Consider the following 17,534-nt stretch of genomic DNA (forward strand, 5'->3'; position numbering starts at 1 on the left):
GTGGGTTCATGGCCGGTCGATCGCGCCGTGCAGGACGTCGCCGATGGAGGTCAGCCACCGGTGTGCGGTCTGCGCGTCGGTCACCTGGGGCCGGTAGACCAATTCCAGCCGCAGTCGGCTCGACTCTCCCGACACGTCGAGCAGCAGGTCGAGATCGGTTTCGGGTTCCGCGAGCTCCGTCGGGGTCACCTCGATGTCGGGCAGCGACACTCCGGTGCGCCAGGCGCTCTGCTGGGTGACCTTGACTTGGAAGAGCGGGAAGCGCCCCGCCTGCCGCGGCGGGTTCACCGCGGCGACGATCCGGTGGAACGGCAGCCGGTCGTGCTCGTAGGCGCCGAGGCACTGGCGGCGCGCGAGCTCCACCAGGTCGCGGAATGTGGGCGTGGGCGCGGCGAACCGCACCGGCAGCTGGTTCACGAAGGTGCCGATCAGGTGCTCGCTGTCCGGCCACGACCGGTTCACCGAGTCCATGCCGATCACGATGTCGTCCGTGCCGCTCGCCTCGCGCAGCACCTGGCAGAAGGCGGCCATCACGGCCATGAAGGGCGTCGCGCGCAAGTCTCGCGCCAGTTCCACGACCGCACGGGTCTCGGCCTCGGTCAGCTCGTGCACGACGTGGCGGGCGGTGAAGTCGGTGGACCGGGGCCGTTCCCGGTCCAGCGGGAGGTCGAGCACGGGCCTGGCCCCGGCCAGCTGTCCGGTCCAATAGCGTTCGAACTCGGCGGCCTCCGGGCTGTCCAGCCACTGTTTCTCCTGGCTGACGCAGTGACCGAACGTCGTTGCTGGGAGCGGCACTTCGGTGTCGCCGTCGACCCACCGCTGGTAGTACTCGGCGATCTCCCGGCCCAGTACGACCAGTGACCAGCCGTCGGCGACGAGGTGGTGCAGTGTCAGGGTCAGAACGTGCAGATCGGGGCCTGTGCGCCGGAGGGTCGCCGTCATCAGGGGTGGGCGGGCGGTGTGTGAGGACAACCCTTGGCCTGCGGCCGGTCCGCCGCTGTCGGCGGGGTCGTTGCCGGCTTCGAGGTGTTCCAGTGTCACCGCCGCCTTGTCCCACACGGTGCCCACCGGGATGGCGCGCTGCTGGGAGAAGACGGTGCGCAGCGGTTCGTGCCGGAGCACGACGGCATCCAGGGCGTGCTGGAGCGCGCGCGGGTTCAGGTCGCCGCGGAGGGTGAGTTCGAGCCGGAGGAGCTGTGGGGCCTTGCGCTTGTGCAACTGCTCCAGGAACCAGAGCCGTTCCTGGCCCGAGGACAGGGCGCCGGGCGGCACGTCGGCCCGGTGCGGTGCGGTCGTCTCCAGGGCGGCATGCAGTCCGCGTGGGGTCGGGTTGACAAGAAACGCCCGCAGTTGTGTGCCGGGGGCGTCGAACCGTTTGCGTACGCGTGACACCAGTGTCATGGCGCACAGCGAGTCGCCACCGGCCCGGAAGAAGTCGTCGTCCGGGCCCACCGACGGCACGCCGAGTGCCTCGGCGACCACCGCCCGCACGTCGTCCAGGCGCACGTCGGCGACCACCGCCCGCGCGCCGTCCGGGGCGGGGCCGGTCTGCTCGGCGGGCGCGGGCGCGGTCAGTTCTTTCAGGGCCCGGTGGTCCACCTTGCCGGAGGTATTGGTGGGCATCCGCTCCAGCACGGTCACCTGATGTGGCACCAGATAGCCGGGCGCGTGGGCGCGTACCTCCTTGTATACGCGGGTGCCCTGTGACGTGTCGGGGCCCGTGACGAACGCGTGGAGCCGGTCGCCGACGAGCACGCAGGCCGCCGCGACCACGCCGGGCACCCGCAGCAACTGCGCTTCCACGTCGCCCAGTTCGACGCGGTGTCCGCGGATCTTCACCTGGCGGTCGCGTCTGCCGAAGAAGTCGATCGCCCCGTCGGGCCGGCGGGCGCCGCGGTCCCCGGTGCGGTAGAGCCGCTTGCCCGGTGTGTCGCCGAGGTGGTCCGGCACGAACGCGAGCGCGGTCTTCACCGGATCGGCGATGTAGCCGCGGCCGACGCCGATCCCGCCGACCAGCAGCTCTCCCTCCTCCCCGGGCCGGACCGCCCGGCCTTCGGCGTCCATCAGGTGGATGCGGGTGCGCAGGTTTTCCCGGCCAATGGGGGGAAAGGCCGCCTGCGCGCATTCCTCGTCGGTGACGAAGTGGTGGGTGACGTCGTCCGAACACTCCGTCGGGCCGTACGCGTTGACGATCGGGATGTCAGGGCAGTACGCGTACCAGCTTCGGGCGACTCGGGAGGGGAGCGCCTCTCCGGTGGCGATCAGGAAACGCAACGAGCCGAGGGCGGCTCGCAGTTCGGTGTCCTCGCGCAGTTCGTCGACCAGTACGGACAGGAACGAGGGCACGATCTCCAGCACTGTGACCCGGTGTCGCCGCACCCAGGCGGCCAGCTCGGCGGGTTCGGAGATGTTGTGCGGCGAGGCGACCGCGGCGGCCGCGCCGATCGTCAGTCCGGTCAGGCATTGCCACACCGAGATGTCGAAGGACAACGGCGCGGTGAACCCGATGACGTCCTCGGGCCCGAGGTCGAGGTCTTGGACCTTGGCCGCGATGTGATTGTCCATGCCCTCGTCCTCGACCATGACGCCTTTGGGGGCGCCGGTGGAGCCGGACGTGAAGATGACGTACGCCAGATGGCGAGGGTGGCGGGCCGCGTGCTCGGCACCGGCGGACGCCGTGGCCGCGACCGGCGTGCCCGCGAGCTCCTGGCCCGTGGGCGTCGTTTCCGGGTCCGCGGTGAGCACCGCGGGGCCCAGGCCGGCCGCGTACTCCTCGTGGCCGGGCCGTGCGAACAGCAGGTGCGCGCCCGCCGTCCCGCACACTTGGCGGGCGCGGTGAGCGGGCGTGTGCGGCTCGATCGGGACGAAGGCCGCGCCCGTCCGCAGCACGCCGAGCACCATGGCGACGTACTGCGCGCAGCGGTCGGAGACGAGCGCCACGATCTTCTCGGGACCGGCGCCTCGCGCGCTCAACTCCCGTGCGTACGCGGCCGATTCACGACCGAGGTCCGCGTAGGTGCGTATTGTTCCGTCCTCGGTGACGGCCATCGCGTCGGGTGCTTGGGCGAGTCGGCGCTGGAACGCCGTCAGCAGGTCCGTGCGGGCGGTGAGCAGGTCCGTGTTCATCGTGCCTCCTGGAGGAGAGACTCCGCGGTCGCCGACAGCGCGGCGCCGATGTCGTCCAGCAGCCCCCGTGCCCTTACACGGTCGAGCGTCGCCGGTTTGTACCGCAGTTCCAGCACCAGTTCCCCGTCCTCCGGTACGGCGTTGAGCACCAGGTCGCAGGTCGTGGCGCTGATCGAGCCGGAGAACAGATCACCGTCGGGCCGGTAGGGCGTCATGCGGACGCCTCCGATCCCGTCGGCCTCGCGGTACTCCTCCTGCATCACGAACATGGCCTCGAACAACGGGTCGACGCGCATGCGGTCCGGGTAGGCGGCGTTCAGCGCGTCGAACACGTCCTCGAAGGGCAACTCCTGGTGCTGCTGCGCCTCCACGCACACGCGCCGGCTCTGCGCGACCAGCTCCGCCAGGGGCGCGTTCTCCTCGACGTGCAGCCGCAGCACCGCCGTGTTCACGAACAGGCCGACGGCGTCCTCCGCCGCGCGGCCCATGCGGTTGGCGAGCATCGTGGCGATACGGATGTCGTCCTGGTCGCTCCATGCGCGCAGGGTCGCGGCGTACGCGCTCAGCGCGAGCATGAACTCCGTCATGCCGTGTCGCTGGGCGGCCTGCGTCACGCGTGCGGTGTCGGCGCGTGGGACGCGCAGCCGGCAGCTCGCCGAACGCAGGCGTTCCGTGACGCCGCCCTCGCCGAACCGCGGGAACCTGGTCGTTTCCTTGCCGCCCAGCCGGGCCCATGGTGCGGCCAGGGTGTCGAGCCAGTAGGCGCGTTGGCTTGCGGCGTCGTCGCCGAGCAGCCAGTTCTGCCGCTCCAGGGCCAGCTGCCCGCTGCCCGGCGCAGGCGGCAGTTCGGGCAGGCCTTGTCCGGCCGCGAGGTTCGGGTAGATCCGGGCCGCCTCGTCGAACAGCACCGCGAGCGACCAGCCGTCGCAGACGAGGTGGTGGACGTTGAGGAACAGCACGTGCCGGTCGTCGGCCACGCGGTAGATCGTCGCCCGCAGCAGCGGCGCGGTGCCGAGGTCGAAGGGTTCACGGATCGCCTTGGCGATCAGCCTGTCGCACCGGGCGGTCGGGGCGGGGCGGCCTCGCAGGTCCTCGTACGCGATCGCGAACGGCACCTGGGGTTCGACGATCTGCGCGGCCCTGCCGTCGTCGTCGACGGCGACGCGGGTGCGCAACGCCTCGTGCCTGCGGACCAGTTCCGCGAAGGTCTCTTCGAGGGCGGGCACGTCGAGCGGCCCGTGCACCTCCACGGCGCCCGGCATGCCGAACAGCGCCAGCCCGGGCAGCTTGCTCTCCAGCAGCCACATCTGGTGCTGGGCCTTGGACAGCGGGTACGCGCGCACCTCGCCGCTCGCATCCGCCTGCGCCTGGTTCGGTGCGGGTGCCGTCCCGGGCCCCTGGGCCAAAGCCCGTGCCGTGGCCGCGATGGTGGGGGCGTCCATGAACGTGCCCAGCGGCAGCGTGCCGCCGTCCTGGGTGCGCAGTCGGTTCACCACCCGTACGGCGGTCAGCGACGAGCCGCCGACCTCGAAGAAGTCGTCGTCCACACCGAACGCTCCCGGTCCGAGCACCTGGGTCCACACGTCCGCGACCTCCCGTTCCAGCGGGGTGCGCGGGGCGATCGCGGCGGATTGCGGGCCGGTGGACTTCAGCCGTGCCAGCGCGCGCCGGTCGATCTTGCCGTCGGCGGTCACCGGGAACGCGTCCAGGACGACGTAGCGGTGCGGCACCGCCGTGCGCGGCAGCCTGGGCCTGAGGTGGTCTCGGATCTCCTGCCCGGTCACCTCGGCCCCCTCGACGGGGCGCACGAACAAGGTGAGGGTCGCCGTCCCGTCCGGGTGCCGGCGGTCCACGGCGGCCGCTTCGGCCACCTTGGCGTGCAGTCGGGCGTGGCTTTCGATCTCGCTCGGGTCGACGCGTACGCCGCCGATGGACAGCTGCCCGTCGAGCCTGCCGAGGAACTCGATGTTCCCGTCCGCGTCCCAGCGGGCCCGGTCGCCCGTCCTGTGCAGTCGGCCGCCGGGGGTGTCGCTCCACGGGTCGGGTACGAACTTGAGGGCCGTCAGGGCCGGTTCGCCGCCGTAGCCGTGGGCGACGCACGCGCCGCCGATGTAGAGGTCGCCGGCCACGCCGTCGGGCACCGGGTTGAGGTCGGCGTCGAGGACGAACAGGTCGACGTTGCCGATGGGCCTGCCGATCGGCACGTCGCCTCGGCCGCCCGCGGCCACGTCGCAGGCGGTGGCGTCGATGGCGGTCTCGGTGAGGCCGTAGACGTTCACCAGCCGTACCGGGCAGGTTTCCAGAAATCTGTTCGCCAGGGCCCGCGGCAGTACGTCGCCCGCGCACTGGATCAGACGGAGCGTCGCCAGGTCCTCGGCGCAGGTCGGTGAGTCGAGCAGCGCGTGCAGCAGGCTCGGGGCCACGTGCAGACAGGTGATCCGGTGGTCGCGCACCGCGGCTGCGACCAGGTCGGCGTCGCGGCCTCCGTTGTCAGGGAGGGCGACGAGGGTGCCGCCCGCGGCGAGCGCCTCCAGCATCTCGATGATCGCCGCGTCGAATCCGGTGCTGCGGGTCATCAGAGTCCAGTCGACCTCGGTCGGATCGAAGTGATCGCGGCCCCACTGCAGCCGGTTGACGATCGCGGCCTGGCCGACGACGACGCCCTTGCGGTTTCCGGTCGAGCCGGAGGTGTAGACGATGTACGAGGGGGCCTGGGCGGGCAGGGACGCCACCGGAACGGCCGCTGTCGGTGCGTGCGGGATGTCCTCCGTGAGCAGCAGCGGTGTGCCGTGGTCGGTGAGCCACGCCAGACCGTCGCGGAACCGGTCCGCCGACACGACCGCGCGGACCGACGCGCCGTCGAGGACGTGGGCGTGGTGCAGCCTGCCGTCGTCGGGGTTGAGCGGCACGTACACGGCGCCGATGTGCTGGGTGGCCAGGAACGCGGCGACCTGGTCCTCGTTGGCGTGCAGGAGTACGGCGACGGCGTCGCCCGTGCCCACACCGTGGGCGACGAGTCGTTCGGCGACGGCCTCGGCGCGCAGTGCCAGTTCACGGTACGTCCACGCCCGGTCGGCCGTTTCGACGGCGTGCCTGGCCGGGTTTCGCCGTACTTGGTCCGCGAACAGCGTGTGCACGGTGTGGCCGGTGGCCGGCCTGCGCGTGCCCCGGCCGCGTGCGACAAGTCTCGTCTCGGCGTCGGCGCCGAGCAGGCTCGCGGCGCGGCAGGAGGCGTCCGGCCGGGCCACCAGGGCGAGCAGGGCGGCGCGGTACGCCCGGATCGCGAGGTCCATCGTGGCGGTCGGCACCAGCGAGGCGTCGTGTTCCAGCGACAGCCTGAGATGGCCGGTGCGCATGTCGACGGTGAAGTCGGCGCCGAACGCGTAGTGCGTCGACTCCTGTTCGGTGATGCCGGTGATCTCCAACCGGCCGGAGCGCACGAGGTCGTGTGTGACGTGGAAGTCGGTGAAGTTGAAGCCGGTGTCCACGATCGGACGGCTGCCGTAGCTCTGTTGGATGGCCGCGTGCGGGTACCAGCGGTAGCGCATCAGTTCCAGCTCGGCCGCGTGCACGTCGCGGGCGAGTTCGGCCCAGGTCTGTCCGCGCACGGCGGTGCGCAGCGGCAGATTGTTCAGGAACAGCCCCAACACCCGGTCCGCATCGGGTTGTTCAGGGCGGCATGCCACGGTGAGGCCGGTGACCACGGTCCGGTTGCCGGACAGCCACGCCAGCACCCGCATGTGCACGGCCAGCAACAGCGACTTCAGCGGCACGCCGACCTCGGCCGCGACGGTGTGCAGATCGTCGACGACGCCGTGCGGCAGCGGTACCGGGTGGTGGCGCATGTCCGGCGGTCCGGTGCGTTCCGTGGCGAGGTAGGTGGGGTGGGGTGTGGTCCGCTCGCGCCAGTACTCCTGGTTGCCCGGGTCGTCCAGGGCCCGTCGTTCGAGCGCCACGTAGTCGGCGAATCCGCTGCGCAGCGCGGGGATCGGCCGGGCCGTTTCGCCCTCCAGGAGGTCGAGGTAGCGGGAGGCCAGTTCCTCGAAGAACAGGTTGACCGACCACCCGTCGAGGATCGCGTGGTGGTGGGTGAAGACCAGTTGGAAGCTGTCCGGTGACAACACCACGACGACGAACTGGTACAGCGGGGCCGCCGACAGGTCGATCGGTCTGCTGCTCTCGTCCCGCAGCAGTTCCTCCAGGTATGCGGCCTGTTCGGCGGCGTCGAGGTGCTCGATGTTCTCGTATCGCAGGGGGAGTTCGATGGTGCGGTGCACGACCTGCATCGGTGCGAGGCGGTGGCCGAGGTCGAAGCCGGTGCGCAGGACGGCGTGCACGCCGACGACGGTTTCGGTGACCTCCCGGAACAGGGCGGGGTCCATCGGCGCGCGCAGGGTGTAGCTCAGCATGATGTGGTATTGGGCCGCCGCGGGCGCCAGTTCGCTGTGGTAGACCATGCCGGTCTGGAGGGCGGTCATGGGGTAGGCGTCCTCGACGGAGTCCGGGAACGACGTCGCCTCCCGCTCGGGCAGCAGACCGAACGGCCGGACCCGTGCCGGGGTGTGGTCCTGGGAGGCGCCGGCGGTCGCGGCGAGTTCCGCGAGCATCGGCTTGTCGTAGACGTCCCGCACGGTCAGGTGAACGCCTTGTTCGTGGGCCAGTGTCACCAGCCGGATCGCGCGCATGGAGTCGCCGCCGCGCTCGAAGAAGTCGTCCGTTGTCGAGATCGTGTCGACGTCCAGCGCTTCCCGGTACGCCTCGACCAGCACCTCCTCGACCGGGTTGGCGGGCGCGACCGTGTCCCTGTCCGACGGTGCGGGCCGCAGGGCCGCGACGGCGGCGCGGTCCAGTTTCCCGTTGACCGTCAGGGGAAGGGCGTCGACGACCGTCACCGTGGCGGGCACCATGTGGCGTGGCAGTGCCAGTCGGGCCTCGCGGAGCACGTCGGCGGCCTGCGGGCGCTGCCCGTCGACGGCGGTGACGGCGGCCACGAGCCGCTCGTCGGCCACGGCGGCCGCCGCCGCGGCGATGCCGGGTTGTGCCGCGAGGGCCTTCTCGACCTCGGCCAGTTCGATGCGGAATCCGTGCAGTTGCACCTGTCCGTCGCGGCGGCCGAGGTAGTGCAGGCTGGTGCCGCGCCGCCGTCCGAGATCGCCCGAGCGGTACATGCGGGCGCCGGGGACCGGGCTGAAGGGGTCGGGCACGAATCGTTCGGCGGTGAGCCGCGGCAGTCCCGGGTAGCCGTTGCTGACGCCGGGTCCGCCGACGTGGATCTCCCCGGCGCAGCGGTCCGCGCAGGGGCGGCCGTCGCGGTCGAGGAGGTACAGGGCGCCGCCGGGCAGCGGCCCGCCGATGTCGCCGGCCTGCCAGGGTGCGGTGTATTCGGGTTCGATCCGCTGCCAGGATGCGTGCACCGTGGTCTCGGTGATGCCGTACATGTTGACCAGTCGGCCGTCCGCGATCTCGTACCAGCGTGCGGCGAGCCCGTGGTCGAAGGCTTCGCCGCCGAAGATCACGCATCGGATGTCGCGCACCCGCTCGGGCCGCTCGGCGGCCACCGGCAGGAGGACGGAGAACGCCGACGGGGTCAGGTTCAGTACGGTGACCCGCTCGCGTTCCAGCAGCCGTGCGAACGCCTCCGGTTCACGCGTGACCCACGACGGCACCACGACGAGGGTGCCGCCCGTGGTGAGGCTGCCGAACACCTCCCACACCGAGAAGTCGAACGCGCAGGAGTGGAACAGCGTCCAGGTGTCGTGCGCGCCGAACCCGAACTCCGCGGCCGTGCCGTCCAGCAGGCTCAGCACGTTGCGGTGGGTGACGTGCACGCCCTTGGGGCTGCCCGTCGAACCGGACGTGTAGATGACGTAGGCGACGGCGTCGAGCGGCACGGGCGGGCACTTTGGTGCGTCGGCGCCCTCGTCGGCCAGGGCCGTCAGGGTGTCCGCGTCGATCAGAAGGCGGGCACCGGCGTCCGCGGCGACGGCCTCGACGCGGGCCTGCGGCCATGCCTCGTCCAGCACCAGGTACGCGGCCCCGGCGCGCACCACGCCGAGCATCGCCACGACCAGGTCGATGCCGCGCGGCAGCAGCACCGCGACGACATCGCCGCCGCGCACGCCTCGCGCGCGCAGCCCTCGGGCGACGGCATCGGTGCGTGTGTCCAGGTCGCGGTACGACAGTGTGTCGCCCATGTGCCGCAGCGCGTCGGCTTCGCCGCGCTGCGCGGCGGCCTGGGCCAGGCGGGCGGCGAGCGAGTCGGGCGCGGCGGGCGCCTTGCGCGGTGTGGCGCCGACGCTCCAGGCATGGCCGTCGCCGACGGGCAGCTCGGCGAGCGGCCGGTCCGGGTCCGTGACGGCGAGGCGGACGATGCGCTCCAGCAGGTCGGCGAGTACCGCGGCGTCGTCGTCCGCGACGGCCCGCCGGTCGAACTCGACGCCGACCGACAGGGTGTCGCCGTCGTCCTGAACGAGGAAGTTCAAGTCGTATTTGGCGCTGTTGTGTTCGATGTCGAGCAACGACGTCCGCAGGCTGTCGAAGTGCGGTGCGGAGACGGCCGGGCCCACGTCGGTGACGACGACGTTGAACAGGCCGCCGTCCCGGGTCACGGGCCGGACGCCCAGTTCGTCGCGCACCACCTCGACGGGCAGCCGGGCATGGTCGACGGCGGCCAGCACCGCCGACCTGACGCGTGCGACGAGGTCGCGGAACGCGGGGCGCCCGGTGAGGTCGACCCGGACCGGGACCATGGCGACGAGGTGCCCGATCAGGCGGTCGAGGCCCGCCCGGTCGCGCTGGGCGACGGGGGTGCCGACGACGATTCGGCGGCGGTCGCTCACGTGCGCCAGCAGCACCGAGACCGCGGCCGACAGGACGGCGAAGGGGCTCGCACGGCACTCGTGGGCGAGTACGCGAAGCGTCGCCGTGGTCTCAGCGTCGATCCGCACCGTGTGCACGCCGCCGCCCTGCCCGGTCGCGGGTCGCGGCAGCGGCAGCAGGCCCGCTTCCGGGTCGCTGAGCCGGTCCCGCCAAAAACGCCGGGCCGCGCTGTGGTCGGCGTCGCGAACCTGGGCGTGCTGCCAGGCGGCGTAGTCCACCATGTCGAAGCCGCCGGAGGCAGGTGTCTGCCCGTTGTAGCGGCGCGCCAGGTCGTCGACGAGTATCCGGACGGACTCGCCGTCGGCGATCAGGTGGTGTAGGGCGACGAAGAGCAAGTGGTCGTCGGGAGCCGACCTCAACAGCCTTACCCGCAGAGGTGGTTCGGCGTCGAGCGCGAAGGGGACGGCGGCGAGTTCCGCGCACCGGCGCCGCCGGTGTTCGACGGAGACGTCCTCCACGGCCAGGGGGACCGTCGTGTGGGGCAACACCACCTGCCGGGGTGTGCCGCGTTCGGCTGGGAAGACCGTCCGCAGCGACGGGTGCGCCGCGCGAACCCCGTCGAGGGCCGCGTCCAGCGCGGCGACGTCGAGCGGGCCGCGCATCCGGACGGCGCCGCAGATGTGGTGGACGCCGGCTTCGTCCGCCAACTGGGCGGACGTCCACAGGCCGCGCTGGCCCCAGGTCAGTTCGCCGCTGTCGCCGCTCGCGGCGGGCGGCCACGAGGGCGCGGTCCGCGCCGCCAGCAGGCTCTTCAGGTCGTCGCGGTGCACCTTCATCTGCGCCAGCAGCTCGGGCGGGATGTCGCCGCCCGTCGACCGGAACTTGATCCTGCCGTCCTCCAGGCGCAGGCTCACGCCCAGGTAGTCCAAGCGTCGGATCACGTCGTGTGCGGTCGTCTCGTGTGCGGTCATCGCTCCCCCTCCATGGCTTCTTCCGGGCTCGCCGCGCACGCGGCCAGCACCTTCAGGTAGCGCTCGGCCAGCCGCGCGATCCCCGTGCCGCCGTACCGGTCCGCCGCGTACCGCAGCGAGCAGCGGTAGCCGCCCGCGCGGGGTTCGATGTCGAGCGTGAGCGGGTACGGCGAGGTGCCGTTGTCGATCTCGGTCAGTTCGGTGGTGACGCCGTCGAAGTCGGGTGTCGGGTCGGCCGGCGGCTGCATCACGACCATGACGTCGAACGGTGTGTGCGTCGGGTCCGCCTCGTGCGTGACCGCCCGTACCACCTGCTGGAACGGCGTGTAGCGCGACCGGTAGGCGCGCAGCGAGCTGTCCCGTACGTGCTTGAGCGCGTCGTGGAAGGAGTCCGTCGGGCCGAGCGGGACAGGCAGCAGCGACACGTTGAGCAGCGGCCCCACGACGTCCTGGAGCGCGGGGTGGTCCCGGTTCGCGATCAGGGTTCCCAGGACGATGGTCTGCGGTGTGTCGCCGCCGCGCAGCAGGGCGGCGAGCGCGGTCGCGAAGACCATGAAGGGGGTGGTCCCGGTCCTGCCCGCGCACTCCCGGACGGCTTCGGCCGTCCGCTCGTCGACGTCGAACCAGTGCCGGGGCGCGCCCTGGGCACCGTCCGGTCCTTCGACGAGTGGGGTGGTGGGGGCCGCCACGTCGGGCGCGGTGACGGGGCGCGCGGGGAGCGCCCCGTGCCACTCGTCCGCGAGGCCGGTCGCGTCGGCCAGCCAGGTGTGCTCGTCCACGCAGTACTGCGCGTACGTGTAGGGGTTGGCGGCCGGTGGCCGTCCGTTGTAGTGGTCGGCCAACTGGCGCAGGAAGACGGGCAGGGAGCCGCCGTCGCACACCAGGTGGTCGATGGTGACGGCCAGATGCCATTCCTCGGGTCCGCCCCGGACGAGCAACGCCCTGAAGGGGAGTTCCGCGGGCAGGGCGAACCCGGTGCCCGCCTCCTGTGCGATCACTTGCTCCACGGCCTCGGGCCCGAACTCCGCGACCGCGCCGCGCAGATCGGCGTGGGCCAACTCGAACTCCTCGACGGGCGCGGGTTCCCAGTGCGGTACGCCGTCCACCTCGGTGAACCGAGCCAGCAGTACAGGGTGCGCGGCGAGCACCGCGCGCAGGCTCCGCTCCAGCCGCGCGGGGTCGAGTGGCCCGGTGAAGCGCAGCACGCCCGGCATGTTGTAGACGGGGCTGCGGGCGTCGAGTTCGCGCAGGAACCAAAAGCGCTGCTGCGCGGCGCTCGCCGGCACCGGGTAGGTCACGAAGGTCGCCGCCGGGGCGAACGAGGTCCCGGCGCGTGGGCTCGCGTGCCGTACCGCTTCCACGAACTCGTCCAGGCACGGGTGCGCGAAGACCGACTCGACGTCGAATTCTATCGCGAGGGTGCGGGAGACCCGGTCGAGCATCCGCAGCGCGAGCAGCGAATGGCCGCCCAGCAGGAAGAAGTTGTCGCGCCAGCCGATGTCCGGGCGTTCGAGGACCGCGCACCAGGCAGCCCGTACGGCGGCGGCGACCTGGTCGTCGCGGATCTCCGCGGCCTCGTGCGGCGCGGCGGGCACGTAGGTGAGTGCCGCGTGATCGACCTTGCCGTTGGCACTTCGGGGCAGGCTCGGCCACCGTACGCACACCGAGGGGATCATGTGGCGGGGCAGCCGGTCGCGCAGCGCGTGGCGAATGCGGGCGTATGCGTCGGCGGCCACTTCCCGTGCCGGGCCGTCGGCCGCGGGCTCCTCGTCTCCACGGGCTTGTCCGGTCGTCGGCGAGGCGTCGGGCGCGGTGCGGTCGTCGTCGCCGTACGCCAGGTGGGCCACCAGGGAGACTCCGTGTGGGGTCTCGTGGGTCTTCACCGCCGCGTCCGCCACGCCGGGCAGTTCGCGCAGCGCCGCCTCGACCTCGCCCGGTTCGATGCGCAGTCCGCGCACGGAGACCTGGCGGTCCGCCCGGCCGAGGTATTCCAGCACGCCGTCTCCGGTGCGCCTGCCCACATCGCCGGTTCGATACAGTCGGGCGCCCGGTGGCCCGAAGGGGTCAGGCACGAACGCGATCGCGGTCCGGCGCGGGTCTCCCAGATAGCCGCGTCCGACCCCGTCGCCGCCCACGCACAGCTCTCCGACGACGCCGAACGGCACGGCGGCCAAGGTGTCGTCCAGCACGTGGATCGAGGTGTTCGCCAACGGCGCCCCGATCGGCACCGGCCGGGTTTGGTCGTCCTGCGGTGTGACCTTGCCGATCGTCACGTCGTCCGCGCACTCGGCGGGACCATAGGCGTTGTATAGCGCGACGGACGGGCACGCGACGTGCCACCGGCGCGCGATGTCCCAGGTCAGCTCCTCTCCCGTGGAGATGACCGCGCGCAGACGGTGGAGCCCGCGGTGCACGCCCTCTTCCAGGATGGCCGCGATCATCATGGGCACGATCTGGAGGACGGTGATGCCGTCGTCGATCGCCGCCGCGAGCCGGGCCGGGGACGCGCCGTCGGCGATCCTGGTCCGCGCCCCCGCCGCCAGTCCGGTGAGGAGCTGCCACACGGAGATGTCGAAGGACGTCGGGGCCGTCTGGCCAACGCAGTCCTCCGGGCCCAGGCCGAAGTGCTCGACCATCTGCCACACATGGTTGGTCAGGCCCCGGACCGTGACGACAGCGGGCTTCGGCACACCCGTGGAGCCCGAGGTGTGGATGACGTACGCGCCGTCCGCCGCTCTCGCCCGAAGCGCCGGCCCGTGCGCGGCCTCGCCGCGCAGCAGTTCGGCGATGTCGAGCATCGGCGCCGCACCGCGGTCGACCAGCGGGCGGCCGCGGCCGTCGGTGACCACGACGCCGGCGTCGAGCGCCGCGACCATGCGGGCCGCGCGCACGGGTGCCTCGGACGGCGAGATCGGCACGTAGCAGCCCGAGGCCTTGTGGATGCCGACCACGACGGCGACGTAGCCGGCGGTGCGCTCGGCGCACACCACCACGTTGGCGTTCGGGCCCACGCCGGCGTCGACCAGCACGGCCGCCACATGGTTGGCGCGGCGGTCTAGTTCGGCGTAGGTCAGTGTCGTGGTGCCGTCGTCGACGGCCACGGCGTCGGGTGTGGCTCGGACGTGCCGGTCGAAGGCCCGCAGGTAGTGGTCCTCGCGCGGCACCGTGCGGCCCGTGCCGCTCGCGAGGACCTCGCGCAGGCCGTCGTCGTCCAGCAGCGGAAGCCGTGTCACGTCGGCGCCGGGGTCGTCCGCCAGGGCCGTCAGCATAGCCAGGTACGAGGCGACGAACTGCCGGGCCTGCGCCCGGGGCAGCAGTGCGCTGTCGTACTGGAGCCCGCACTCCAGCCCGTCCGCGAGTTCCGCGACGTTCAGTGCAATGTCGGTCTGGGCAGTCGGGTCAGGCACGGGATGGGCGCGGAGCTGTCCGTCACCGAGGGGCAGCGCGGCCGACGGGTCGCCGAGCACGAGCCCGGCGGCGTCCGGTCCGCCCGGCAGGGCCCGGGTGTAGTGGCTGAACATCGCCTGGAACACCAGTGGCGCACCGGATTCGCGGTCCGCGTCGAGCCGTCCCGCCAACAGCGGGAACGGCAGCTCCTGGTGGTCCAGTGCGTCCAGTACGCGTCGCTGGGTGGCCCGGGCGAACGCGTCGAAGCCCTCGCGCCGCCACACGGAACGGATGGGCAGGGTGTTCACCAAGTAGCCGACGTGCTCGACGAGTTGCCGATCGGTGCGGCCCGCCACCGGCACCCCGACCACCAGGTCCGCCTGGCCCGATACCCGGTGCAGCAGTGCCTGGAACGTCGCCAGCAGCACGTTGTGCGAGGTCAGGCCCTCCCGACGGGCGAAGGCGGCGAGTCGCGACCCCACGTCGGCGGGCACCCGGAACGACAGGGTCGTTCCCGCCCAGCCTCGTCGGTGGGTCGCCGAGGGAGGTGCCAGGACGGGCAGTTCACCGACCAACTCCGCACCCCAGAAAGCGTGCAGGGCGTCGGCGCGGGTGAGTGCGGCGGCCTCCAGCTCGACCGGCAGCGCACTGTGGGGAGCGGCCGGTACGGGGGTGTCCCGCGGGTTCGCGTCGCGTGCGTACTCCTCGGTGAGCCCGGCCAGCAGCACCGACAGTGACGAGACGTCGCAGACGAGGTGATGCAGGGTGAGGACGAGGATGTGAGTGTCGCCGCGCAGCAGGATCCCGGCCCGTATCAGCCAGTCGTGTTCGAGGTCGAACGGTGTGGTTGCCTGCCTGCGGATCCACCTCTCGACCTCGGCCTCGGTCCAGCTCGCCGCGTTCACGACGTCCGGGACGACCGCCGCATCGGGCCGTACTTCGGCGATCGGTTCGCCCTCGACCTCTCGGACCTTCAGCCGCAGGGAGGCGTGCCGGGCGACGACCGCGTTGAGCGCGCGCGTCAGCCGGTCGATGTCCGCGGTGAGGGTGAAGGCACGGGTGATGTTGTAGGCGTAGCTGCGCGGGGCGGTGCGCTGAATGAACCACAGGGCCCGCTGGGTCTGCGTGAGTCGTGGGCCCCCCGCCGCGGTGGCCACGGCGGTGTGGGCGGGGGCGTCCAGCGCCGTGCGGGCGAGCGCGTCGAGTGACGGCGCGCGCAGGACGGCGCTGGGCGGCAGCCGCACCCCGAGCAGGTCCTCGAGCTCGTGCTGGAGGCGCACGGCGACCAGCGATTCGACGCCGAGTGAGGCCGGCGCGTCCCGAACGTCGATGTCGTCGGTGCCCAGCAGATCGCCCAGGTGCGCCGCGAGCCCCTCGGCCAGCCAGTCGGCTCGCGCCCGGTCGTGTGCGGCGCCGAATCCGCCCGCGCTCGCCTCGGCTGTCTTCGCGGCCAGGGTCGAGTCGGTCTCGGCGTCCGCCGTCGACCGTGCCAGGTACGGCAGTTCGTCGAGGAGGAACCGTCGTTTCGCGGCGAATCGCTGGATCTTGCCGCTGGAGGTCTTGGGGATCGCGCCGGGCGGCAGGAGGCCGACCGTGTGCGCGCGGACGCCGTAGGTGCGCGCCAGTGCGCCGCGGATCCGCCGGGTCAGGTGCGGGTACTGCTCCTCGGGCGTGCCCGCCCGCACCTCCTGGAGGACGACGAGCACATCGTCGTCGTCCGCTCCGAAAACGGCGCCGCAGCCCGGTCGAAGCGCCGGATGCGCGGCGGCGACGTCGGTCTCCATGTCCTCCGGGTGCAGATTCCGGCCGCGGGAGATCACCAGGTCCTTGAGCCGTCCGGAGACGTACAGCCGTCCGTCGAGGACGAATCCGAGGTCGCCGGTGCACAGGAACGGCTTTCCGGCCACGGGCAGGCCGAAGGTGCGACGGCTCGCTTCCGGATCCGCCCAGTAGCCCGCGCCGTTGCTCTTCCCGGCCACACAGATCTCTCCGACGCGGCCGTCGGACACCGGCTCGCCGGTGTCGCGGTCGACGACGCGCAGGGCCGTGTGGTCGGACAGCCGGTAGGAGACCAGTTCCCTGACCGCGCGATCCGTGCCCGGCGCGGCGGTGCCCGCTTCCAGTGACGCCACGTCGAAGGACCGGCTCCGGCTCGGTTCCTCGGCTTCGGCGCTCGCCACCAGCAGGGTCGCTTCCGCGAGCCCGTAGCACGGCGTGTGCGCCTCGGCGCGGAAACCGCTGCTCGCGAAGGCCTCCGTGAACGCCCGAAGGGTCTGCGGCAGCACCGGCGCGGCACCGTTGAAGGCGACCCGCCACGTGCTCAGGTCCAGGCTCTCGCGTTCCTCCTGGAAGGACTTGCGGACGCAGAGGTCGTACGCGAAGTTCGGGCCGCCGCTGACGTCCGCCCGCTCCGCCGCGATCGTCTCCAGCCATGCCATCGGTCTGCGCAGGAAGGTCAGCGGGTCGAGGATCACCGCCCGCGCCCCGGCGTAGAGCGGCTGCAGGAGCCCGCCGATCAGACCCATGTCGTGGTGCAGCGGCAGCCAGCTCACCACCGTGGAGTCCGGGCGCACGCCGAACGCCCGGTTGATAGCGGCCTCGTTGTCCATGAGGTTGCCGTGTGTCACGACGACACCCCGGGGGGCCCGGGTCGATCCGGAGGTGTACTGCAGGAACGCCACGTCGTCGGAGCGGATGTCGGACACCGGGGCTTCGGCGTCCGACAGTGTCTCCGCGTCGATCCACGTGAGGTCCATCGACCCGACCGGGGTGGCGGCGAGCAGTTCCCGCAGCGGCGCGACGGACACGACCGCGCGGGCGTCGCAGTCCCGGGCCACGCCGACCACGCGCTCCAGCCCCGACTCGTTGGTGGGCAGCGACAACGGCACCGCGATCACGCCCGCCTGGAGGCACCCCAGGAACACGTACGCGAACTCGGCTGTGGGGGGCAGCAACAGCAGCACCCGGTCCCCCGGGTTCAGCCGGGCCCGCAGGGCACCGGCCGCCGCCGAGACGCCCGCGCTCAACTCCCCGTAGGTGAGCGAGCAGGGCCGTCCGAGCTCGGGTTCCGGCGCGAACGAGAGCGCGCGCGCCGGGCCCTGCCGCTGAGCGTGCTCGTGCAGGGTGGTGATGAGATTGCCGTGCATGGATACCCGGTCCCCTCGCATGTGCCGCCGGATCGCTGCGTGTGGTCTGAGGTGCCGCAGGAGTTGCGTGATGTGCGCGTCACCG

General features: G+C 72.1%; 3 protein-coding genes. All 3 read right to left on the reverse strand.

Features of this window, described 5'->3' with window-relative positions; translation table 11 throughout:
- Positions 1–6 precede the first annotated feature (6 nt).
- The 3 genes from Sdia_RS19500 to Sdia_RS19510 are packed head-to-tail and all read right to left on the reverse strand — an operon-like array spanning position 7 to position 17,449.
- The gene (locus tag Sdia_RS19500) at positions 7–3,126 is read right to left on the reverse strand and encodes a non-ribosomal peptide synthetase (protein ID WP_189500968.1); all 3,120 of its coding nucleotides are present in this window, start codon (positions 3,124–3,126) and stop codon (positions 7–9) included.
- Positions 3,123–10,916, reverse strand: a complete 7,794-nt coding sequence (locus Sdia_RS19505; RefSeq protein ID WP_189500970.1) for a non-ribosomal peptide synthetase — start codon at positions 10,914–10,916, stop codon at positions 3,123–3,125. The genes Sdia_RS19500 and Sdia_RS19505 overlap by 4 nt, the downstream gene beginning before the upstream one ends.
- Entirely contained in the window at positions 10,913–17,449 is a 6,537-nt protein-coding gene (locus tag Sdia_RS19510; protein WP_189500972.1) for a non-ribosomal peptide synthetase, read from the reverse strand. Before Sdia_RS19510 ends, Sdia_RS19505 begins: the two co-directional genes overlap by 4 nt.
- Between the last annotated feature and the right edge of the window lie 85 nt (positions 17,450–17,534).

Origin of the sequence: Streptomyces diastaticus subsp. diastaticus (assembly GCF_011170125.1) — a bacterium.
In the GTDB taxonomy this organism is placed as follows: Bacteria; Actinomycetota; Actinomycetes; order Streptomycetales; family Streptomycetaceae; genus Streptomyces; species Streptomyces diastaticus.